Raw genomic sequence first — 20,252 nt, 5'->3', positions numbered from 1 at the left:
GGAGACTTCCGTCGGTGCGTCACCTGACCTAGCCGAGCGCGGACTTCACGACGTCGGCGAGCCGGCCCGCGACCGAGCGGGCCTGCTCGATGTCCGCGGCCTCGACCATGACCCGGACCAGCGGCTCGGTGCCGGAGGGGCGGAGCAGCACGCGGCCGGTGGTGCCGAGCTCGCGCTCGGCCTCGGCGACGGCGTGGCCGAGCTCGGCGGAGGTGTTCACCCGGCTCTTGTCGACGTTCGGCACGTTGACGAGGACCTGCGGGAGGCGCTCCATGACGCCGGCCAGGTCGGCGAGCGAACGGCCGGTGGCGGCGACGCGGGCCGCGAGCATCAGGCCGGTGAGGGTGCCGTCGCCGGTGGTGGCGTGGTCGAGGACGATGACGTGGCCGGACTGCTCGCCGCCGAGGGCGTAGCCGTGCTCCTTCATCGACTCCAGGACGTAGCGGTCGCCGACCGCGGTCTGCACGAGAGACAGGCCCTCGCGCTCCATCGCCAGCTTGAAGCCGAGGTTGGACATGACGGTGCCGACGACGGTGTCGCCGCGCAGGGTGCCGGCCTCGCGCATGGCGAGGGCGAGGATCGCGAGGATCTGGTCGCCGTCGACCTCGGCGCCGGTGTGGTCCACGGCCAGGCAGCGGTCGGCGTCGCCGTCGTGGGCGATGCCGAAGTCGGCGCCGTGTTCGACCACGGCGGCCTTGAGCAGGCCGAGGTGGGTGGAGCCGCAGCCGTCGTTGATGTTGAGGCCGTCCGGCTCGGCGCCGATGGTGACGACGGTGGCCCCGGCCCGGGAGAAGGCCTCGGGCGAGACGCGGGCGGCGGCGCCGTGCGCCTCGTCGAGGACGATCTTCAGTCCGTCGAGGCGGTTGGGCAGTACGGCGATGAGGTGGGCGACGTACTTGTCGAAGCCCTCGTCGTAGTCGCGGATCCGGCCGACGCCTGCACCGGTGGGACGGGTCCAGGGGGCGCCGGTGCGGTGCTCCTCGTAGACGGACTCGATGCGGTCCTCCAGCTCGTCGGCGAGCTTGTGGCCGCCGCGGGCGAAGAACTTGACGCCGTTGTCGGGCATGGCGTTGTGGGAGGCGGACAGCATCACGCCGAGGTCGGCGCCGAGCACGCCGGTGAGGTACGCCACGGCCGGGGTGGGCAGCACGCCGACGCGCAGCACGTCGACGCCCGCGCTCGCCAGGCCGGCCACGACGGCGGCCTCCAGGAACTCTCCCGAGGCGCGCGGGTCGCGCCCCACCACGGCGGTCGGCCGGTGGCCCTCAAAGGTGCCCGCCTCGGCGAGCACGTGCGCGGCCGCGACCGACAGGCCGAGCGCCAGCTCCGCCGTCAGGTCGGCGTTGGCCACGCCGCGTACCCCGTCCGTGCCGAAGAGTCGTCCCACAGCTGTCCTCCGAAAGTGCTCCGAAAATGCGATCCCCTGACCGGCTGGTGCCCGCTTTTGGCCGGTAGCCATCCGGTGTCAGTCCGGTTTTCGTCAGGGTGGTGCCCGGGCATGTGCCCCGGGCAGGTGCCAAGGATTATGAAACCAGGGCCCGGAAAAGCCGGACGCCCCGGCAGCACGGGCAGTGCCGCCGGGGCGTCCGAGCCAAGCAGACCGAGCAGGCGATTAGCGCTTGCTGTACTGCGGGGCCTTGCGGGCCTTCTTGAGACCGGCCTTCTTGCGCTCGACCGCACGGTCGTCGCGGGAGAGGAAGCCGGCCTTCTTCAGCGCCGGGCGGTTGTTCTCGACGTCCGCCTCGTTCAGGGCGCGGGCCACGCCGAGGCGCAGGGCGCCGGCCTGACCGGAGACGCCGCCACCCGAGATGCGGGCGATGACGTCGTAGCGGTTGTCGAGCTCGAGCACCTTGAAGGGCTCGTTGACTTCCTGCTGGTGCACCTTGTTCGGGAAGTAGTTGTCGAGCGTGCGCCCGTTGATCTTCCACTTGCCGGTGCCCGGGACGATCCGGACGCGGGCGATGGCGTTCTTGCGACGGCCCAGGCCGGCAGCCGGCTGCGGGTCGCCGAAGCGGGACGCGAGGGACTCGGAGGTGTAGTCACCCTCGACGATCTCGGTCTCGGTGGTGTACTCCTCGACGCCCTCGAACTCGTCGACGGGGGTCTCGGGGGTGGTCTCGGCCACGATGCTCCTCAGATTTCTTTCGTTCTTAGGGGGTGTGGCCGGAACTACTGCGCGACCTGGGTGATCTCGAACGGAACCGGCTGCTGGGCAGCGTGCGGGTGGTTCTCGCCCGCGTAGACCTTCAGCTTCGAGAGCATCTGACGGCCCAGGGAGTTCTTGGGGATCATGCCCTTGATGGCCTTCTCGACGGCCTTCTCGGGGTTCTTGTCCAGCAGCTCGTCGTAGCGGACGGAGCGCAGACCACCCGGGTAGCCGGAGTGGCGGTAGGCCATCTTCTGGGTCTTCTTGTTGCCCGACAGGTGGACCTTGTCAGCATTGATGATGATGACGAAGTCGCCCATGTCCATGTGGGGCGCGTAGACGGGCTTGTGCTTGCCTCGCAGGAGGTTCGCAGCCGTGGTCGCCAGACGGCCCAGGACGATGTCCTGCGCGTCGATGATGTGCCACTGGCGAGTGACATCGCCGGGCTTGGGGCTGTACGTACGCACTTCGTAGCCTTCGCTTCTTCAGTGGATGGAGTCCAGACACACCTGAAGCGATCATGCAGCTGGGGCCTGCACTGCCGGGACGCCGCCCGTATGCGAGCCACTGGTAACTGCTCCAGGGAACTTGCGTAAGGGCCCCTCGCGTGAGAACGACGAAGCCAATACGCATAACAAACCGCAACAGTACCCGCGCCACCCCGGACGGGTCAAAACGCGCTGGACGCCCCCACCGCGCCCGGCCCGCGCGCTACCGCGCCCGCTCGACCCTCCCCCTAGCCCTGGCGGGCTGGGTGAACCCCCTGCTCGTCCCACACCGGCTCGCTCGGCCCCGCTCTTGACGCCCCCCTCGCACGGCTCGGCCCCAAGGGGCCTCCCCGGCTTCGGCGGGCTGCGCCGGACTCCGTCCGCCGGCCGGCGAGCTCCCGCCCGGTCCGGCCGGCCACCCGGTCCCGCCGACCGCCCGAGGTCACCGCGCCCGCTCGACCCGCCGCTCGTCCCACACCGGCTCAGTCGTCTCCCGCACCACCCCGTCCGAGCCGAAGACCAGGTACCGGTCGAAGGAACGCGCGAACCAGCGGTCGTGGGTGACGGCCAGGACCGTGCCCTCGTAGGACTCCAGGCCGTCCTGGAGGGCCTCCGCCGACTCCAGGTCCAGGTTGTCCGTCGGCTCGTCGAGGAGCAGGGCGGTGGTGCCCGCCAGCTCCAGGAGGAGGATCTGGAAGCGGGCCTGCTGGCCGCCGGAGAGCTTGTCGAAGGGCTGGTCGCCCTGGCGCTCCAGCTCGTACCGCCGCAGCATCGACATCGCCGCGCCCCGGTCCTTGGCGTGCTCCGTCCACAGGATGTCGACGAGCGGACGGCCCTGGAGCTCGGGGTGGGCGTGGGTCTGGGCGAAGTGGCCTGGGACGACCCGGGCGCCGAGCTTCCACAGACCCGTGTGGGCCACCGACGCGTCGCCCGCGAGCAGCCGCAGGAAGTGCGACTTGCCGGAGCCGTTCGAGCCGAGGACGGCGACCCGCTCCCCGTAGAAGATCTCCAGGGAGAAGGGCTTCATCAGCCCCGTCAGCTCCAGGTTCTCCGCCGTCACGGCCCGCACACCGGTGCGGCCGCCGCGCAGCCGCATCCGGATGTCCTGCTCGCGCGGCGGCTCCGGCGGCGGGCCCGCCTCCTCGAACTTCCGCAGGCGGGTCTGCGCCGCCGCATACCGCGAGGCCATCTCGTGGCTGACCGCGGCCGCCTGCCGCAGGTTGACCACCAGCTTCTTCAGCTGCGCGTGCTTCTCCTCCCAGCGCCGCTTCAGCTCCTCGAAGCGCGCGAAGCGCTCCCGCCGCGCGTCGTGGAAGGTGTCGAAGCCGCCGCCGTGCACCCATACGTCCGAACCGGCCGGACCGGGCTCCACCGCCACGATCTTCTGCGCGGCCCGGGCGAGCAGCTCGCGGTCGTGGGAGATGAAGAGCACGGTCTTGCGGGTCTCCCGCAGCCGCTCCTCCAGCCAGCGCTTGCCCGGGACGTCCAGATAGTTGTCCGGCTCGTCGAGCAGCAGCACCTCGTCGTGGCCGCGCAGCAGGTACTCCAGGACGAGACGCTTCTGCTCGCCGCCGCTGAGCGTGCGCACCTGCCGGAACTGCGCCTTGTCGTACGGCACGCCCATCGCGGCCATGGTGCAGATGTCCCACAGGGTCTCGAACTCGTAGCCCTGCACCTCGGCCCAGTCGCTGAGCGCCTGCGCGTACGCCATCTGCGCGGCCTCGTCGTCGACCGTCATGATCCGGTGCTCGGCCTCGTCCACCGCCTTCGCGGCGGTACGGATCCGGGCCGGCGCCACCGAGACCAGCAGGTCGCGGACGGTGGACTCGTCCCGTACGGAGCCCACGAACTGCGGCATCACGCCGAGCCCGCCGCTGACCGTGACCGTGCCGCCGTGCGGCTGGAGCTCCCCGGAGATCAGCCGGAGCAGCGTCGTCTTGCCGGCGCCGTTGGCCCCGACCAGGGCGACGACGGCGCCCTCGCCGACCCGGAAGGAGGCGTCCCCGAGGAGGACCCTCCCGTCGGGCAGGTAGTACTCAAGATGCGCGGCTTCGACGTGTCCCATGAGGGGCATTGTCACCGCCGTCGGCCCGGGAACCCAACCGGTTTAGGATGCGCGGCATGAGCTTTGGGGGACCGCAGCCGGGCGGCGAGCAGCCGGGACAGCAGCACGGACAGCAGGGTTACGGGTACGGGTACCCGCAGCAGCCTGGGTACGGGTACCCGCAGCAGCCTGGGTACGGATACCCGCAGCAGCCGGTCCAGGGCGGGCAGGGCTACGGCTATCCGCAGCAGCCCGCGCAGCCGAACCCCTTCCCCGGCGCGCAGGACACCGGCACCCCCGACTGGGGCGCCCTCGCGGACGCCTCCGCCGCCCGCAACAAGCGCAAGCGCTGGCTGGTCGTCGCCGGCGGCGCGGTCGCCGCGCTCGCCGTGGGCGCGGTGGTCGCCACCGCGATCGTGTCCACCAACAAGGACAACGAGCAGGCGAAGAACGGCGGCGGCGTCACACCGACCGGCTCGGCCGCCCCCACGGACACCGCGAGCCCCGCCCCGACCTTCTCCTCGGTCGCCCCGCCGCCCCCGCCGAACCCGAAGGACTACATCTCCGACCCGAAGAAGGACACGGCCCCGCTGACCCCCGAGGGCCTCTTCCCGGGCAAGAAGCTCACCATGAGCGGCCGGGTGTACGCCAAGGGCGCGACGTCCTCCACCACGAACTGCGCGGCGCCCACCGAGAACGGCCTCGGCACCGTCCTGAAGGCACAGGGCTGCCAGCGGATGCTGCGCGCCACCTACGTCAAGGACGGCGTGGCGGTCACCGTCGGCGTCGCGGTGTTCCCCTCCGAACCGGCCGCGCTGAAGGCCAAGAACCAGGCCCAGGGCAACATCGCCCCGCTGGCCGGCGCCGGCGTGAAGGACTTCTGCCACGGCAAGACGGTCTGTCTGCGCCGCACCAACTCCATCGGCCGATACGTCTACTTCACCTACGCCGGCTTCACCAGCGGCAAGAAGGTCACCCAGGCCGACCAGGCCGTCTTCAAGGCCTCCGACGACCTGGGCACCTTCGCCTTCAACCAGATCTACGCCCGCGGGCGCACCCAGGCCTCAGCAGCAGCCGGCGCGCCCGGGGAGTGACGCTCAGCAGCAGCCGGCGCTCCCCGGGAGTGACCGCTTGTTGCGCGCCTCCCGGCTGCGGGCGGCGAGCTGGTCGTCGGCCGGGTAGCCGACCTCTTCCAGGGTGAGGCCGTGCGGCCGTACGACGTGCACGGCAGAGTCCCGCACACCGGCGGCCAGGACCTTGCCCGGCCACTCGACCGGGCGGTGCCCGTCGCCGACGAAGAGCAGCGCGCCGACCAGCGAGCGCACCATGTTGTGGCAGAAGGCGTCGGCCTTGACGGTGGCCTCCAGGATCCCGTCGGGGCGGCGCTCCCAGCGCAGCTCCTGCAGGGTCCGGATGGTCGTCGCGCCCTCGCGCTTCTTGCAGTACGCGGCGAAGTCGTGCTCGCCGACGAGCCGCTCGGCGGCGGCGTTCATGGCGTCCATGTCGAGGGTCCAGTCGTGCCACAGCACGTGCCCGCGCAGCAGCGGGTCGACCCCGCCGGGGTGGTCGGTGACGCGGTAGGCGTAGCGGCGCCAGATCGCCGAGAAGCGCGCGTTGAAGCCCGCGGGGGCCTCCTCGACCCTCCAGATCCGCACGTCGTGCGAGAGGCGTCCGGCGAGCCGCCTGAGCAGCTTCTCGCGGTGCTCCTCCCACAGCGCGACCGGCAGGTCGACGTGCGCCACCTGACCGCGCGCGTGCACACCGGCGTCGGTGCGGCCGGCGACGGTCAGCTCGTACGTCTCCGAGGACCGGGTCACGGTCTTCAGCGCGTCCTCGATCTCCCCCTGCACGGTCCGCTGCCCGCGGGCCTGCTTGGCCCAGCCGGAGAAGTCCCTGCCGTCGTACGAAAGGTCGAGCCGTACGCGTACGAACCCGGGCTGCACGTCATCACGCTGGTCGGTCACGCCGTAAATCCTCTCAAACACACGGACACGCCTCGGACACACGGGAGCGGGCCCGCACCCCAGGGGTACGGGCCCGCTCTCGAGAAACGTCGGCAGAACGCTTACGCGTCCTTCGCCTCGTCCTCGGTCGCCTCGACCGCGGCGGCCTCGTCGGCCTCCTTGACGGCGCGCTTGGTGGCGGCCTCGGCCTCGGCAACGGTCGCCTTCTTGGCGATCTCGCCCTCGACCAGCTCGATCACGGCCATCGGGGCGTTGTCGCCACGACGGTTGCCGATCTTGGTGATACGGGTGTAACCACCCGGACGCTCCGAGTAGCGCGGGGCGATCTCGGTGAAGAGGGTGTGGACGACGCCCTTGTCGGTGATCGTCTGCAGCACCAGGCGACGGTTGTGGATGTCGCCCTTCTTCGCCTTGGTGATCAGGCGCTCGGCGACCGGACGCAGGCGGCGGGCCTTGGCCTCGGTCGTCGTGATGCGGCCGTGCTCGAAGAGCGACTTCGCCAGGTTGGCGAGGAGCAGCTTCTCGTGCGCGGCGGAGCCGCCGAGGCGGGCGCCCTTGGTGGGACGCGGCATGGTGTTTCTCCTTGGGTCTGCCCCGGCCGTGTCAGGTACCGGAGTCAGTGTCCGAGCAGGCGGTTACCTGTCGGAGATCCGGGACACGCCCGGAAAGGGCGGGTCCCGGAGGTACGGACCGTGAGGCCCGAGCTCTCAGTACTGCTCGGTCTCGACGAACCCGGCATCCGCGTCGTCGTCCGCGCCGAACGCGTCCGCGGCAGCGGTCGGGTCGAATCCGGGCGGGCTGTCCTTGAGGGCCAGGCCCATGCCGGCCAGCTTCGCCTTGACCTCGTCGATCGACTTCGCACCGAAGTTGCGGATGTCGAGCAGGTCGGCCTCGGAGCGGGCGACGAGCTCACCCACGGAGTGGATGCCCTCGCGCTTGAGGCAGTTGTACGACCGAACGGTGAGCTCCAGCTCCTCGATCGGCAGCGCCAGGTCGGCGGCCAGGGCGGCGTCCGTCGGGGACGGGCCCATGTCGATGCCCTCGGCGTCGATGTTGAGCTCGCGGGCCAGACCGAACAGCTCGACCAGGGTCTTGCCTGCGGACGCCATGGCGTCGCGCGGGCGCATGGCCTGCTTGGTCTCGACGTCGACGATGAGCTTGTCGAAGTCGGTGCGCTGCTCGACTCGGGTCGCCTCGACCTTGTAGGTGACCTTCAGCACGGGGCTGTAGATGGAGTCGACCGGGATACGGCCGATCTCCTGGCCCACCTGCTTGTTCTGGACGGCGGAGACGTAGCCGCGACCGCGCTCGACGGTCAGCTCCATCTCCAGCTTGCCCTTGCCGTTGAGCGTGGCGAGGACCAGGTCGGGGTTGTGCACCTCGACACCGGCCGGCGGCGCGATGTCGGCGGCGGTGACGACACCCGGACCCTGCTTGCGCAGGTACATCACGACCGGCTCGTCGTGCTCCGAGGAGACGACCAGCTGCTTGATGTTCAGGATGAGGTCGGTGACGTCCTCCTTGACGCCCGGCACGGTGGTGAACTCGTGCAGGACACCGTCGATGCGGATGCTGGTGACAGCAGCGCCGGGGATCGACGAGAGGAGGGTGCGGCGGAGCGAGTTGCCGAGGGTGTAGCCGAAGCCCGGCTCCAGCGGCTCGATGACGAACCGGGAGCGGAACTCGTCGACGACCTCTTCGGTCAGCGAAGGACGCTGAGCGATAAGCATGTCTGTGATTCCTTCAGTCGTGGACGCCCACTATTTGACGTCCGACGGGTACTGCGTACTGCAAGGGTACGGGCGGTACGCCCCGAAAGGGGGGCGCACCGCCCGAAAGCCCAGGTCAGCGACCGTGCGTCAGACGCGGCGGCGCTTCGGCGGACGGCAGCCGTTGTGCGGGGTGGGGGTGACGTCCTGGATCGAGCCGACCTCGAGGCCGGTGGCCTGGAGGGAGCGGATCGCGGTCTCACGGCCGGAGCCGGGACCCTTGACGAAGACGTCGACCTTGCGCATGCCGTGCTCCTGCGCGCGGCGGGCGGCCGACTCGGCGGCCATCTGCGCGGCGAAGGGGGTGGACTTGCGCGAGCCCTTGAAGCCGACGTGGCCGGCGGAGGCCCAGGAGATCACGTTGCCGGACGGGTCCGTGATCGAGACGATCGTGTTGTTGAACGTGCTCTTGATGTGCGCGTGGCCGTGAGCGACGTTCTTCTTTTCCTTGCGGCGCACCTTCTTGGCAGCGCCCTGACGACCCTTGGGGGGCATCTATAACTCCTACGGGAGGTGGTCGGTCCTACAGCGAAGACCGCTTGGTCAAGCGTCCGCTGAGGACTACTTCTTGCCCGGCTTCTTCTTACCGGCGATGGCGCGACGCGGGCCCTTGCGGGTACGAGCGTTCGTGCTGGTGCGCTGGCCGCGGACGGGCAGGCCACGACGGTGGCGCAGACCCTGGTAGCAGCCGATCTCGACCTTGCGGCGGATGTCGGCGGCGATCTCGCGGCGGAGGTCACCCTCGGTCTGGAGGTTGGCGTCCACGTACTCGCGGATCTTGACGAGGTCTTCCTCGGCAAGGTCGCGGACACGGGTGGACGGGTTCACGCCGGTGGCGGCGAGGATCTCCTCGGACCGGGTACGCCCGATACCGAAGACGTAGGTGAGTGCGACCACCACACGCTTTTCGCGCGGGATGTCAACACCGGAAACGCGTGCCATTCAATGGCTCCTGTGTTCTCGGGGGTCTGCTGCAGAACCGCTCCCGGCTGCCGACCCCTCTGTTTCCAGAAGAGTGGTACAGCCGGGTCCCCGGCCCCCGCCGGAGGTGTCGTCAACCGTGCATCACGGCCGGACGGGCCCTGCTTATGTACGTGTTGCTATGCGTCGCGCGAGATCTGCGGAAGTGCAGGTCGGTCGGCGTGCGTCAGCCCTGGCGCTGCTTGTGGCGCAGGTTGTCGCAGATGACCATGACCCGACCGTGGCGGCGGATCACCTTGCACTTGTCGCAGATCTTCTTGACGCTCGGCTTGACCTTCATGGGATGTGAGGTTCTCCGGGTCAGTGCCACCACCCGCGCGGAGTGCGGGGGTGCAGGCAAGATCTACTTGTACCGGTAGACGATCCGGCCACGCGTCAGGTCGTACGGAGACAGCTCCACGACGACCCGGTCGTCCGGGAGGATTCGGATGTAGTGCATCCGCATCTTGCCGGAGATGTGCGCGAGGACCTTGTGACCGTTCTGGAGCTCCACCTTGAACATGGCGTTCGGCAGGGACTCGATCACGGTGCCCTCGATTTCGATGGCACCTTGCTTCTTGGCCACGCTTCGCCCTTCGAATCGGCTACCTTGATCGACTCTCGCCTCCGGGTGCGGACACACGGGTACACGAGAGCCGACGCATCAGTCTACGTCAGGCCCCTGGAAAAGACGAATCCGGGGAGTTTGCCCAACGTCGTTGATCGTTATGCCATGGGGTAACCCCAGGCCCTCAGGGCCGAGGGGAAGGGTCCGGCGCCGCCACGATGCCCAGCTCCGCCGGCTTCGCCTTGCCGCCGACTGCCCTCCTCGACGCAGCCCTCGCGGGCTCGGCGCCCGGGGCGCCTCACAGGCTTCGGGCTGCTGCGGCGGACTCCGTCCGCCGGGCAATGGCCGGGGCTGGGCCGGAGGACCGCCCCTCGGCGACGGCCGGCGGGCCGGCGGCTACGCCAGCGGGTCCGGCGCCGCCACGATGCCCAGCTCCGCCAGCTTCGCCTTGCCGCCGTCGACCGCCGTGAGGACCAGGGGGCCCTCCTCGGTCAGGGCGACGCTGTGCTCCCAGTGGGAGGACCAGGTGCCGTCGGTGGTGATGACGGTCCAGTCGTCGGCCAGGACCTCCGTCCTCGGCGTACCGAGGGAGACCATGGGCTCGATGGCCAGGCAGAAGCCGGGGACCAGCTTCGGGCCCTTGCCGCGCTTGCGGGAGACGTAGTTCAGCAGGTGCGGGTCCATGTGCATCTCGGTGCCGATGCCGTGGCCGCCGTAGTCCTCGATGATGCCGTAGCGGCCCAGGCTGTGGTCGCCCACGGCCGGCCGCGGCTGGCGCTTGATGTAGGACTCGATCGCCTTCGAGACGTCCACCAGGCGCGCGCCGACCTTCATCGCGGCGATGCCGGCCCACATCGACTCCTCGGTCACCCGGGAGAGCTCGATCAGCTCCGGCGCGTGGCCGGTGCCCACGAAGCAGGTGTACGCGGCGTCGCCGTGCCAGCCGTCGACGATCGCGCCCGCGTCGATCGAGATGATGTCGCCGTCCTTGAGGACGGTCTTCTCGTCCGGGATGCCGTGGACCACGACCTCGTTGGCCGAGGTGCAGATGGTCGCGGGGAAGCCGCCGTACCCGAGGAAGTTCGACTTCGCGCCGTGGTCGGCGATCACCTTGCGCGCGACCTCGTCCAGGTCCCGCGTCGTGGCGCCCGGCACGGCCGCCTCGCGGGTGGCCGCGTGGATGGCCGCGACGACCAGCCCCGCCTCACGCATCTTCGCGATCTGCTCGGGGGTCTTGATCTGCACCATCGTGGTCGGGGCCTTTCCTCTACGCGTACCGGGGACAGAACAACGATACGGCCGCGGCGCCCTCACCGGGCACCGCGGCCGTGTCGTACGAAACCGTGGGTTACTTCTTCAGCGCGGCCATGGCCTTCGCCGTGACCTCGTCCACCTTGCCGAGCGCCGAGATCGTCACGACCAGGTTCTGCGCCCGGTAGTAGTCGATGATCGGCTCGGTCTGCGTGTGGTAGACCTCCAGGCGCCGGCGGACGGTCTCCTCGGAGTCGTCGTCGCGCTGGAAGAGCTCGCCGCCGCAGACGTCGCAGACGCCCTCGGTCTTGGGAGCGTTGTACGTCACGTGGAAGACGTGCGCGGAGTCGTTGCGGCAGATGCGGCGGCCCGCGATCCGCTTCACGACCTCGTCCTCGGGGACCTCCAGGTCCAGGACCGCGTCCAGCTGCATGTCGTCGGCCTTCAGGACGACATCCAGGGCCTCGGCCTGGGCCACGTTGCGCGGGAACCCGTCCAGCAGGAAGCCGTTGGCGGCGTCCGCCTGCTCCATGCGGTCCTTGGCCATCCCGATGGTCACCTCGTCCGGAACGAGGTCACCGGCGTCCATGTACGCCTTCGCCTTGAGGCCCAGCTCCGTGCCCTGCGAGATGTTGGCACGGAACAGGTCGCCCGTGGAGATGTGCGGGATGTCCAGGTTCTTGGCAAGGAACGCGGCCTGCGTTCCCTTGCCGGCCCCGGGCGGTCCGACGAGGACGATTCGCATCAGCGGAGGAACCCTTCGTAATTGCGCTGCTGGAGCTGGCTCTCGATCTGCTTCACGGTCTCGAGACCGACACCCACGATGATGAGGATGCTGGTGCCACCGAACGGGAAGTTCGCGTTCGCACCACCGAAGCCCGCCAACGCCATCGTCGGCACAAGAGCGATCAGACCCAGATACAGCGAGCCCGGCCAAGTGATCCGGTTGAGCACGTAGCTCAGGTACTCGGCAGTAGGTCGACCAGCCCGGATACCCGGGATGAAGCCACCATACTTCTTCATGTTGTCGGCGACTTCCTCGGGGTTGAACGAGATCGCCACGTAGAAGAAGGCGAAGAACACGATCAGGAGGAAGTACGCGGCGATGTAATACGGGTGGTCACCCTTGACGAAGTGGGCTTCGATCCAGGTCTTCCAGCCGGCCGTCGAGTTCGAGAACTGCGCGACGAGCGCCGGAATGTAGAGCAGCGACGAGGCGAAGATGACAGGAATCACACCTGCCTGGTTCACCTTCAAAGGGATGTAAGTGGACGTACCGCCGTACGACCGCCGGCCGATCATCCGCTTCGCGTACTGCACCGGAATGCGGCGCTGGGCCTGCTCGACGAAGACGACGAGGCCGACCATCACGAAGCCGATCAGGATGACGGTGCCGAACTCGATCCAGCCCCCGGCGAGGTCGCCGCTCTTCTTGATGGCCCAGAGGGCGCCCGGGAAGCCGGCGGCGATCGAGATGAACATGAGGATCGACATGCCGTTGCCGATGCCACGGTCGGTGATGAGCTCGCCGAGCCACATCACGACACCGGTACCCGCGGTCATGGTGATGACCATGGTGGCGGTGGTGAAGATCGACTGGTCGGGGACGACCTGGCTCGCGACGGTGCAGCCGCTGAAGAGCGCGCCGGTACGGGCGGTGGCGACGAGGCCGGTGCCCTGGAGGATGGCGAGCGCGACCGTCAGATAACGCGTGTACTGCGTGATCTTCGTGGTGCCCGACTGCCCCTCCTTCTTCAGGGCTTCCAGGCGCGGGATCACGACGGTCAGCAGCTGCAGGATGATGCTCGCCGTGATGTACGGCATGATGCCGAGCGCGAAGATGGTGATCTGCAGCAGCGCCCCGCCACTGAACATGTTGACCAGGCCGAACAGGCTGTTGTTGCCCTGGCTCGCCTGATCCACACACTGCTGGACGGCCTCGTAGCTGACGCCGGGCACGGGGATGTGTGCCCCGAGCCGGTACAGCACGATGATGCCGAGCGTGAAGAGCAGCTTCTTGCGCAGGTCGGGCGTCTTGAACGCCCGGGCGAACGCGGTGAGCACGGTGCCTCCTGCGACCCCCGCGCACGTGCGTCAGAGGTGACGGTCTTGAGGTAAAGGACAGAGTTGCAGGCCACCTTACCGGCGAGCATGCCCCCCTAGGAACGACCAACCGGGGATGCCCCTTTTGAGAGGCATCCCCGGTCGGATGTTCAGGCCATCGAGTCGTCTCAGACGAGCTCGGTGACGGTGCCGCCGGCGGCGGTGATCTTCTCCTTGGCGGAGCCGGAGACGGCGTCGACCGTCACCTGCAGCGCCACGGAGACCTCGCCGGTGCCGAGCACCTTGACGAGCTGGTTCTTGCGAACCGCACCCTTGGCGACCAGGTCGGCCACCGTGACCTCGCCACCCTGCGGGTAGAGCGCGGCCAGCTTGTCCAGGTTCACGACCTGGAACTCGGTGCGGAAGGGGTTCTTGAAGCCCTTCAGCTTCGGGAGGCGCATGTGGAGGGGCATCTGGCCACCCTCGAAGCGCTCCGGAACCTGGTAACGGGCCTTCGTGCCCTTCGTACCACGACCGGCCGTCTTACCCTTCGACGCCTCACCACGACCCACACGGGTCTTGGCGGTCTTGGCGCCCGGGGCGGGACGGAGGTTGTGGACCTTCAGCGGGTTGGTCTCCGCCATGTCAGTCGACCTCCTCGACCGTCACGAGGTGGCGGACGGTGTGCACCATTCCGCGGAACTCGGGGCGGTCCTCCTTGACGACCACGTCGTTCAGGCGCTTGAGCCCGAGCGAACGCAGGGTGTCGCGGTGGTTCTGCTTGCTGCCGATGTACGACTTCGTCTGCGTGATCTTGAGGCGAGCCATTACGCACCCGCCCCGGCACGCGCACGAAGCAGAGCCGCGGGGGCGACGTCCTCGAGGGGCAGACCGCGGCGGGCCGCGATCTCCTCGGGACGCTGCAGGCCCTTGAGGGCCGCCACGGTCGCGTGCACGATGTTGATCGCGTTGTCGGAGCCGAGGGACTTCGACAGGATGTCGTGAACGCCGGCGCACTCGAGCACGGCGCGCACCGGGCCACCGGCGATGACACCGGTACCGGGGGAAGCCGGCTTGAGCAGGACGACGCCCGCGGCCTTCTCACCCTGGATCGGGTGCGGGATGGTGCCCTGGATACGGGGGACCTTGAAGAAGTGCTTCTTGGCCTCCTCAACACCCTTGGCGATGGCGGCCGGCACCTCCTTGGCCTTGCCGTAACCGACACCCACGGTGCCGTCACCGTCGCCCACCACGACCAGCGCGGTGAAGCTGAAACGACGACCACCCTTGACAACCTTGGCGACGCGGTTGATCGCGACTACGCGCTCAACGTACGCGGTCTTCTCGGCGGCGGCAGCGCCACCGTCGCGGCCCTTCCGGTCCCGCCGCTCGCCGCCACCGGCACCGCTGCCGCGGCGCTGGGGTCCAGCCATTGGAATACCTCTCTCTGTTACGTCCGTTAGTCCCGGAACCGGGGCTTAGAACTTCAGCCCGGCTTCGCGGGCGGCGTCAGCCAGAGCGGCAATGCGCCCGGCGTACCTGTTGCCACCACGGTCGAACACGACGGCCTCGACACCGGCGGCCTTGGCGCGCTCGGCGACCAGGGCGCCGACCTGCTGGGCCTGCGCGGACTTGTCGCCCTCGCCACCGCGGACGGAGGCGTCCAGGTGGGACGCCGACGCCAGGGTGTGACCCTTGAGGTCGTCGATGACCTGCGCGGTGATGCCGCGGTTGGAACGCGTCACGACGAGGCGCGGACGCTCCGCCGTACCCGACACGTTCTTGCGGATGCGCAGGTGACGGCGCGCCTTCGCAGCGCGCTTGTAAGCGTCGCCCTTGGCGATCTTGACACCGTATGCCATGGCTTACTTACCAGCCTTTCCGACCTTGCGGCGGATGACCTCGCCCGCGTACTTGACACCCTTGGCCTTGTACGGGTCGGGCTTCCGCAGCTTGCGGATGTTGGCGGCGACCTCGCCGACCTTCTGCTTGTCGATGCCCTCGACCGAGAACTTGGTCGGCGACTCGACCTTGAAGGAGATGCCCTCGGGGGCCTCCACCAGGATCGGGTGGCTGTAGCCGAGCTGGAACTCCAGGTCGGAGCCCTTCGCGGCAACGCGGTAACCGACACCGCTGATCTCGAGCGCCTTCGTGTACCCCTGGGTCACACCGGTGATCATGTTGGCCACCAGCGTGCGGGACAGGCCGTGCAGGGCCTTGTTCTGACGCTCGTCGTTCGGACGGGTGACGTTGAGAACGCCGTCCTCGCCCTTAACGATCTCGATCGGAGCGGCGACGGTGTGCGTCAGCGAGCCCTTGGAGCCCTTGACGGTGACCGTGCGGCCCTCGATGGTGACGTCCACGCCGGCGGGAACCGGGATGGGGAGCTTGCCAATGCGAGACATAGCTTTTCCTCCGTTCCCGACTACCAGACGTAGGCGAGGACTTCCCCACCCACGCCCTTCTTCTGCGCCTGCTGGCCGGTCAGGAGACCGTGGGACGTGGAGATGATCGCCACGCCCAGGCCGCCGAGGACCTTCGGCAGGTTGGTGGACTTCGCGTAAACCCGGAGGCCCGGCTTCGAGATCCGCTTGATGCCCGCGATGGAGCGCTCACGGTTCGGACCGAACTTGAGGTCGAGAACGAGGTTCTTGCCGACCTCGGCGTCCTCGACCTTCCAGCCGGTGATGAAGCCCTCCTGCTGGAGGATTTCCGCGATGTGCGACTTGATCTTGCTGTGCGGCATCGTCACGGAGTCGTGGTACGCCGAGTTCGCGTTACGCAGACGCGTGAGCATGTCTGCGATCGGATCAGTCATGGTCATGAATTGGCCTTCGGCCTCTCTCGCCGGGGTTTCCTGGTGCACCATCCCTCTCCCCGATCCGAGACGGGGCGGGTGCGGTGCGGTGGACCTACGGCGTAGTAAGTCGTACGGGCGGCGGACGCCCAACCCTTCAAGCCTACGGCATGAAGGGAAGGGCCTCCGCCAGCCCAATGCTTACCGAGAGACTCCGGTGTTCTCCAACGCCCCACGGGCGAAGGGGAATTACCAGGAGCTCTTGGTCACGCCCGGCAGCTCGCCACGGTGAGCCATCTCACGAAGGCACACGCGGCAGAGGCCGAACTTGCGGTACACGGAGTGAGGGCGGCCGCAGCGCTGGCAGCGGGTGTACGCACGCACACCGAACTTGGGCTTGCGGGCAGCCTTCGCGATGAGAGCCTTCTTCGCCATCTCGCTTACGCCTCCTTGAACGGGAAGCCGAGGTGACGCAGAAGGGCACGGCCCTCGTCGTCGTTGGTCGCCGTGGTGACCACGGTGATGTCCATACCCCGGACGCGGTCGATCTTGTCCTGGTCGATCTCGTGGAACATGACCTGCTCCGTGAGACCGAAGGTGTAGTTGCCACGGCCGTCGAACTGCTTCGGGGACAGGCCGCGGAAGTCGCGGATGCGCGGCAGCGCGAGCGACAGGGTGCGGTCCAGGAACTCCCACATGCGGTCGCCACGGAGCGTGACGTGGGCACCGATGGGCTGGCCCTCGCGCAGCTTGAACTGCGCGATGGACTTGCGGGCCTTGGTGACGGCCGGCTTCTGGCCGGTGATCGTGGTGAGGTCGCGGATCGCGCCCTCGATCAGCTTCGAGTCACGGGCGGCGTCACCGACACCCATGTTGACCACGATCTTCACGAGGCCGGGGATCTGCATGACGTTCTCGTACTTGAACTCGTCACGCAGCTTGCCCGCGATCTCCTCGCGGTACTTCGTCTTGAGACGCGGAGTGGTGGTAGCCATCAGATGTCCTCACCCGTCCGCTTGGCAACGCGGATCTTGTTGCCCTCGTCGTCGAAGCGGTAACCGACACGCGTGACGACCTTCTTGCCGTCCTTCTCCACGACCAGCTGGACGTTGGAGACGTGGACCGGAGCCTCGGTGGTCACGATGCCGCCGGCCTGGTTCGGGCCGGCCTTGGTGTGCTTCTTGACCCGGTTGACACCCTCGACCAGAACGCGGTTCTCAGCCGGCATGGCCGCGATGACCTTGCCCTGCTTGCCCTTGTCCTTGCCGGTGATGACCTGAACCAGGTCGCCCTTCTTGATCTTCATGCTTACAGCACCTCCGGCGCGAGCGAGATGATCTTCATGAACTTCTTCTCGCGCAGCTCACGGCCGACCGGGCCGAAGATACGGGTGCCGCGAGGGTCGCCGTCGTTCTTCAGAATGACAGCGGCGTTCTCGTCGAAGCGGATGTACGAGCCGTCCTGGCGGCGGCGCTCCTTGACGGTGCGAACGATGACCGCCTTGACGACGTCACCCTTCTTCACGTTGCCACCGGGGATCGCGTCCTTGACGGTGGCGACGATGACGTCACCGATGCCCGCGTAGCGGCGACCCGAACCACCGAGAACACGGATGCAAAGGATCTCCTTGGCACCAGTGTTGTCGGCGACGCGAAGTCGCGACTCCTGCTGGATCACGTCTATCTCCTGATTTGTCTGCCGGTTCCCCGCCGGGGGCCGATCACTCGGACCCCGGCGGAGCCTGGCGGAACGAACCCGAGGGGGAAGCCCCTCGGATTAATTACTTGGCCTTCTCGAGGATCTCGACGACGCGCCAGTGCTTCGTGGCGGACAGCTTGCGCGTCTCCATGAGGAGGACGCGGTCGCCGACGCCGGCCTGGTTCTGCTCGTCGTGAGCCTTGAGCTTGTTCGTACGGCGGATGATCTTGCCGTACAGCGCGTGCTTGACGCGGTCCTCGACAGCGACGACGACGGTCTTGTCCATCTTGTCGCTGACGACGAGGCCCTCACGGACCTTGCGGGCGTTGCGCTCTTCAGTCACGTTGTTCTCGCTCATCAGGCGTTCTCCACCGTCTCGATGCCCAGCTCACGCTCACGCATCAGGGTGTAGATCCGGGCGATGTCCTTACGGACGGACTTGAGCCGACCGTGGTTCTCGAGCTGGCCCGTCGCCGCCTGGAAGCGGAGGTTGAACAGCTCTTCCTTGGCCTCGCGGAGCTTGGCCACAAGCTCCTCGTTGCCCAGCTCGCGCAGCTCGGACGCCTTGGTACCGGCCGACATCACAGCTCACCTGCCTCGCGCTTAACGATCTTGCACTTCATCGGCAGCTTGTGAGCCGCACGAGTCAGAGCCTCACGCGCGATCTTCTCGTTCGGGTAGGACAGCTCGAACATCACCCGACCGGGCTTGACGTTCGCGATCCACCACTCCGGAGAACCCTTACCGGAACCCATGCGGGTCTCGGCAGGCTTCTTCGTGAGCGGGCGGTCCGGGTAGATGTTGATCCAGACCTTGCCGCCACGCTTGATGTGGCGGGTCATCGCGATACGCGCGGCCTCGATCTGGCGGTTGGTCACGTAGGCCGGGGTGAGGGCCTGAATGCCGTACTCGCCGAACGCAACCTGCGTGCCACCCTTGGACATACCGTTGCGCTTCGGGTGGTGCTGCTTGCGGTGCTTGACCCTACGGGGGATCAGCATTTCGGTCAGGCCTCCGTTCCGGTGCTCTCAGCAGCCGGAGCGGCGGCGGGAGCCTCGGCCTTGGGGGCCTCGGCAGCCTGAGCCTGCTGCGGCTTGCGACCGCGACCGCCACGCTCGCCACCGCGGCCACCGCGGCCGGCCGGACGGTCAGCGCCGCCACGGGCCGGGCGGTTGCCCGCACGGGCAGCAGCGTTCTCGGCGCGGACCTCGGCGATGTTCTTGACGTCGCCCTTGTAGATCCAGACCTTCACGCCGATGCGGCCGAAGGTGGTCTTGGCCTCGAAGAAGCCGTACTCGACGTTCGCGCGCAGCGTGTGCAGCGGCACACGACCCTCGCGGTAGAACTCCGAGCGGGACATCTCGGCGCCGCCGAGACGGCCACCACACTGGATCTTGATGCCCTTGGCGCCGGCCTTCATGGCGGACTGCATGCTCTTGCGCATGGCCCGACGGAAGGAGACGCGGGAGGACAGCTGCTCGGCGACGGCCTGGGCCACCAGCTGAGCGTCGACCTCGGGGTTCTTGACCTCGAGGATGTTCAGCTGGACCTGCTTGCCGGTCAGCTTCTCGAGCTGGCCGCGGATCTTGTCGGCCTCGGCGCCACGGCGACCGATGACAATGCCCGGGCGAGCGGTGTGGATGTCCACGCGGACACGGTCACGGGTGCGCTCGATCTCAACCTTCGAGATGCCGGCGCGCTCCATGCCGGACGTCAGCATCCGACGGATGGCGACGTCTTCCTTGACGTAGTCCTTGTACAGCTTGTCGGCGTACCAGCGGGACTTGAAGTCCGTGGTGATGCCGAGCCGGAACCCATGCGGGTTAACCTTCTGGCCCATTACCGGGTTCCTTCCTTGCTGCTGACGACCACGGTGATGTGGCTGGTCCGCTTGCGGATCCGGTAGGCACGGCCCTGGGCACGCGGACGGAACCGCTTCAGGGTCGGACCCTCGTCGACGAACGCCTCGCTGATGAACAGCGAAGAGGCGTCCGTGTGGTCGTAGTTGTGCGCGGCGTTGGCGATGGCGCTGTCGAGCACCTTGCCGACCGGCACGGAGGCTGCCTGCGGAGCGAATCGCAGAACAGCCTGAGCCTCCGTGGCATCCATGCCACGGATAAGGTCCACCACGCGGCGGGCCTTCATGGGCGTAACGCGGATGTACCGCGCCTGGGCCCTGGCTTCCATGGTTGTCCCTCTCAGTTACTTACGTGTCTGAATGCGATCCGCTACTAGCGGCGCTTCGACTTCCGGTCTTCCTTGACGTGACCCCGGAAGGTACGCGTCGGCGAGAACTCGCCGAGCTTGTGCCCGACCATCGACTCGGTGACGAACACCGGGACGTGGGTCTTGCCGTTGTGCACCGCGATCGTGTGGCCGAGCATGGCCGGGACGATCATCGAGCGACGGGACCAGGTCTTGATGACGTTCTTGGTACCGGCTTCGTTCTGGGCGTCCACCTTCTTGATGAGGTGGCCGTCGACGAAGGGTCCCTTCTTGAGACTGCGCGGCATCTAAACCCGCT

31 protein-coding genes are annotated in these 20,252 nt (G+C 68.1%); 1 reads left to right on the top strand and 30 read right to left on the bottom strand.

What is annotated here, in order from left to right; genetic code table 11:
• Nucleotides 1–28: 28 nt before the first annotated feature.
• From glmM to AB0M18_RS01805, 4 genes are all read right to left on the bottom strand, one after another.
• Nucleotides 29–1,387: a phosphoglucosamine mutase gene (gene glmM, locus AB0M18_RS01820; RefSeq protein ID WP_365754614.1), complete on the bottom strand. Its 1,359-nt coding sequence runs from the start codon at nt 1,385–1,387 to the stop codon at nt 29–31.
• A 225-nt stretch (nt 1,388–1,612) separates the two neighbouring features.
• The gene (rpsI, locus tag AB0M18_RS01815) at nt 1,613–2,125 is read right to left on the bottom strand and encodes a 30S ribosomal protein S9 (RefSeq protein WP_265867485.1); all 513 of its coding nucleotides are present in this window, start codon (nt 2,123–2,125) and stop codon (nt 1,613–1,615) included.
• A gap of 44 nt (nt 2,126–2,169) precedes the next feature.
• A complete protein-coding gene (rplM, locus tag AB0M18_RS01810; protein ID WP_365337593.1) occupies nt 2,170–2,613 on the bottom strand; it encodes a 50S ribosomal protein L13 in 444 nt (147 codons plus the stop codon).
• A 463-nt stretch (nt 2,614–3,076) separates the two neighbouring features.
• Nucleotides 3,077–4,699 (bottom strand): ATP-binding cassette domain-containing protein, encoded by a 1,623-nt coding sequence (locus AB0M18_RS01805; RefSeq protein ID WP_365754612.1) that lies wholly within the window; start codon nt 4,697–4,699, stop codon nt 3,077–3,079.
• A 56-nt stretch (nt 4,700–4,755) separates the two neighbouring features.
• Between AB0M18_RS01805 and AB0M18_RS01800 the strand changes: the two genes are divergently transcribed.
• Nucleotides 4,756–5,772: a hypothetical protein gene (locus AB0M18_RS01800; protein ID WP_365754610.1), complete on the top strand. Its 1,017-nt coding sequence runs from the start codon at nt 4,756–4,758 to the stop codon at nt 5,770–5,772.
• Nucleotides 5,773–5,775: 3 nt separating this feature from the next.
• Here AB0M18_RS01800 and truA read toward each other — a convergent pair whose 3' ends face one another.
• From truA to rpsS, 26 genes are all read right to left on the bottom strand, one after another.
• Nucleotides 5,776–6,663: a tRNA pseudouridine(38-40) synthase TruA gene (gene truA / locus AB0M18_RS01795; RefSeq protein ID WP_365754608.1), complete on the bottom strand. Its 888-nt coding sequence runs from the start codon at nt 6,661–6,663 to the stop codon at nt 5,776–5,778.
• Nucleotides 6,664–6,743: 80 nt separating this feature from the next.
• Entirely contained in the window at nt 6,744–7,214 is a 471-nt protein-coding gene (rplQ, locus tag AB0M18_RS01790; protein WP_265864057.1) for a 50S ribosomal protein L17, read from the bottom strand.
• A gap of 135 nt (nt 7,215–7,349) precedes the next feature.
• Nucleotides 7,350–8,372 carry a DNA-directed RNA polymerase subunit alpha gene (locus AB0M18_RS01785; RefSeq protein ID WP_265864056.1) on the bottom strand — a complete coding sequence of 341 codons (1,023 nt, stop codon included), beginning with the start codon at nt 8,370–8,372 and terminating at the stop codon, nt 7,350–7,352.
• A gap of 129 nt (nt 8,373–8,501) precedes the next feature.
• Nucleotides 8,502–8,906: a 30S ribosomal protein S11 gene (rpsK, locus tag AB0M18_RS01780; RefSeq protein ID WP_003956432.1), complete on the bottom strand. Its 405-nt coding sequence runs from the start codon at nt 8,904–8,906 to the stop codon at nt 8,502–8,504.
• A gap of 66 nt (nt 8,907–8,972) precedes the next feature.
• Entirely contained in the window at nt 8,973–9,353 is a 381-nt protein-coding gene (gene rpsM / locus AB0M18_RS01775) for a 30S ribosomal protein S13 (RefSeq protein ID WP_015035595.1), read from the bottom strand.
• A 205-nt stretch (nt 9,354–9,558) separates the two neighbouring features.
• Nucleotides 9,559–9,672, bottom strand: coding sequence for a 50S ribosomal protein L36 (gene rpmJ, locus AB0M18_RS01770; RefSeq protein ID WP_003956441.1), 114 nt, complete (start codon nt 9,670–9,672; stop codon nt 9,559–9,561).
• A 63-nt stretch (nt 9,673–9,735) separates the two neighbouring features.
• Nucleotides 9,736–9,957 (bottom strand): translation initiation factor IF-1, encoded by a 222-nt coding sequence (gene infA, locus AB0M18_RS01765; RefSeq protein ID WP_003956442.1) that lies wholly within the window; start codon nt 9,955–9,957, stop codon nt 9,736–9,738.
• A 378-nt stretch (nt 9,958–10,335) separates the two neighbouring features.
• On the bottom strand, nt 10,336–11,187 hold the full coding sequence (map, locus tag AB0M18_RS01760; protein WP_365754606.1) for a type I methionyl aminopeptidase: 852 nt from the start codon (nt 11,185–11,187) through the stop codon (nt 10,336–10,338).
• Nucleotides 11,188–11,287: 100 nt separating this feature from the next.
• Nucleotides 11,288–11,935 (bottom strand): adenylate kinase, encoded by a 648-nt coding sequence (locus tag AB0M18_RS01755; RefSeq protein ID WP_365754605.1) that lies wholly within the window; start codon nt 11,933–11,935, stop codon nt 11,288–11,290.
• The gene (gene secY / locus AB0M18_RS01750; RefSeq protein WP_265864052.1) at nt 11,935–13,254 is read right to left on the bottom strand and encodes a preprotein translocase subunit SecY; all 1,320 of its coding nucleotides are present in this window, start codon (nt 13,252–13,254) and stop codon (nt 11,935–11,937) included. The genes AB0M18_RS01755 and secY overlap by 1 nt, the downstream gene beginning before the upstream one ends.
• A 167-nt stretch (nt 13,255–13,421) precedes the next feature.
• Nucleotides 13,422–13,877, bottom strand: coding sequence for a 50S ribosomal protein L15 (gene rplO, locus AB0M18_RS01745; protein ID WP_365754602.1), 456 nt, complete (start codon nt 13,875–13,877; stop codon nt 13,422–13,424).
• A 1-nt stretch (nt 13,878) separates the two neighbouring features.
• A complete protein-coding gene (rpmD, locus tag AB0M18_RS01740; RefSeq protein WP_005313525.1) occupies nt 13,879–14,061 on the bottom strand; it encodes a 50S ribosomal protein L30 in 183 nt (60 codons plus the stop codon).
• The gene (rpsE, locus tag AB0M18_RS01735) at nt 14,061–14,666 is read right to left on the bottom strand and encodes a 30S ribosomal protein S5 (RefSeq protein WP_005313527.1); all 606 of its coding nucleotides are present in this window, start codon (nt 14,664–14,666) and stop codon (nt 14,061–14,063) included. Before rpsE ends, rpmD begins: the two co-directional genes overlap by 1 nt.
• A gap of 45 nt (nt 14,667–14,711) precedes the next feature.
• On the bottom strand, nt 14,712–15,095 hold the full coding sequence (gene rplR / locus AB0M18_RS01730; protein WP_365754600.1) for a 50S ribosomal protein L18: 384 nt from the start codon (nt 15,093–15,095) through the stop codon (nt 14,712–14,714).
• Nucleotides 15,096–15,098: 3 nt separating this feature from the next.
• Entirely contained in the window at nt 15,099–15,638 is a 540-nt protein-coding gene (gene rplF / locus AB0M18_RS01725; RefSeq protein ID WP_030201556.1) for a 50S ribosomal protein L6, read from the bottom strand.
• 20 nt (nt 15,639–15,658) lie between these two features.
• Entirely contained in the window at nt 15,659–16,057 is a 399-nt protein-coding gene (gene rpsH / locus AB0M18_RS01720) for a 30S ribosomal protein S8 (RefSeq protein WP_041130779.1), read from the bottom strand.
• A 222-nt stretch (nt 16,058–16,279) separates the two neighbouring features.
• Nucleotides 16,280–16,465 (bottom strand): type Z 30S ribosomal protein S14, encoded by a 186-nt coding sequence (locus AB0M18_RS01715; RefSeq protein WP_003956452.1) that lies wholly within the window; start codon nt 16,463–16,465, stop codon nt 16,280–16,282.
• Nucleotides 16,466–16,470: 5 nt separating this feature from the next.
• Complete coding sequence (rplE, locus tag AB0M18_RS01710; protein ID WP_265864084.1) at nt 16,471–17,028, bottom strand: 50S ribosomal protein L5; 558 nt, start codon at nt 17,026–17,028, stop codon at nt 16,471–16,473.
• Nucleotides 17,025–17,336 carry a 50S ribosomal protein L24 gene (rplX, locus tag AB0M18_RS01705; protein WP_030494259.1) on the bottom strand — a complete coding sequence of 104 codons (312 nt, stop codon included), beginning with the start codon at nt 17,334–17,336 and terminating at the stop codon, nt 17,025–17,027. Before rplX ends, rplE begins: the two co-directional genes overlap by 4 nt.
• Nucleotides 17,337–17,338: 2 nt before the next feature.
• The gene (gene rplN, locus AB0M18_RS01700) at nt 17,339–17,707 is read right to left on the bottom strand and encodes a 50S ribosomal protein L14 (RefSeq protein ID WP_003956455.1); all 369 of its coding nucleotides are present in this window, start codon (nt 17,705–17,707) and stop codon (nt 17,339–17,341) included.
• Between the two features lie 103 nt (nt 17,708–17,810).
• Nucleotides 17,811–18,086 (bottom strand): 30S ribosomal protein S17, encoded by a 276-nt coding sequence (gene rpsQ, locus AB0M18_RS01695; protein WP_265864048.1) that lies wholly within the window; start codon nt 18,084–18,086, stop codon nt 17,811–17,813.
• The gene (gene rpmC / locus AB0M18_RS01690; protein ID WP_128985131.1) at nt 18,086–18,310 is read right to left on the bottom strand and encodes a 50S ribosomal protein L29; all 225 of its coding nucleotides are present in this window, start codon (nt 18,308–18,310) and stop codon (nt 18,086–18,088) included. The genes rpsQ and rpmC overlap by 1 nt, the downstream gene beginning before the upstream one ends.
• Nucleotides 18,310–18,729: a 50S ribosomal protein L16 gene (gene rplP / locus AB0M18_RS01685; protein WP_030494257.1), complete on the bottom strand. Its 420-nt coding sequence runs from the start codon at nt 18,727–18,729 to the stop codon at nt 18,310–18,312. The genes rpmC and rplP overlap by 1 nt, the downstream gene beginning before the upstream one ends.
• A 5-nt stretch (nt 18,730–18,734) precedes the next feature.
• Nucleotides 18,735–19,568 (bottom strand): 30S ribosomal protein S3, encoded by an 834-nt coding sequence (gene rpsC, locus AB0M18_RS01680; RefSeq protein ID WP_362523674.1) that lies wholly within the window; start codon nt 19,566–19,568, stop codon nt 18,735–18,737.
• Nucleotides 19,568–19,915 carry a 50S ribosomal protein L22 gene (gene rplV, locus AB0M18_RS01675; protein WP_030359020.1) on the bottom strand — a complete coding sequence of 116 codons (348 nt, stop codon included), beginning with the start codon at nt 19,913–19,915 and terminating at the stop codon, nt 19,568–19,570. The genes rpsC and rplV overlap by 1 nt, the downstream gene beginning before the upstream one ends.
• Nucleotides 19,916–19,959: 44 nt before the next feature.
• Entirely contained in the window at nt 19,960–20,241 is a 282-nt protein-coding gene (gene rpsS, locus AB0M18_RS01670) for a 30S ribosomal protein S19 (protein ID WP_265864046.1), read from the bottom strand.
• Between the last annotated feature and the right edge of the window lie 11 nt (nt 20,242–20,252).

It is taken from the genome of Streptomyces sp. NPDC051909 (assembly GCF_040681095.1).
In the GTDB taxonomy this organism is placed as follows: domain Bacteria; phylum Actinomycetota; class Actinomycetes; order Streptomycetales; family Streptomycetaceae; genus Streptomyces.
This window is presented reverse-complemented; position numbering and strand designations above follow the sequence as displayed.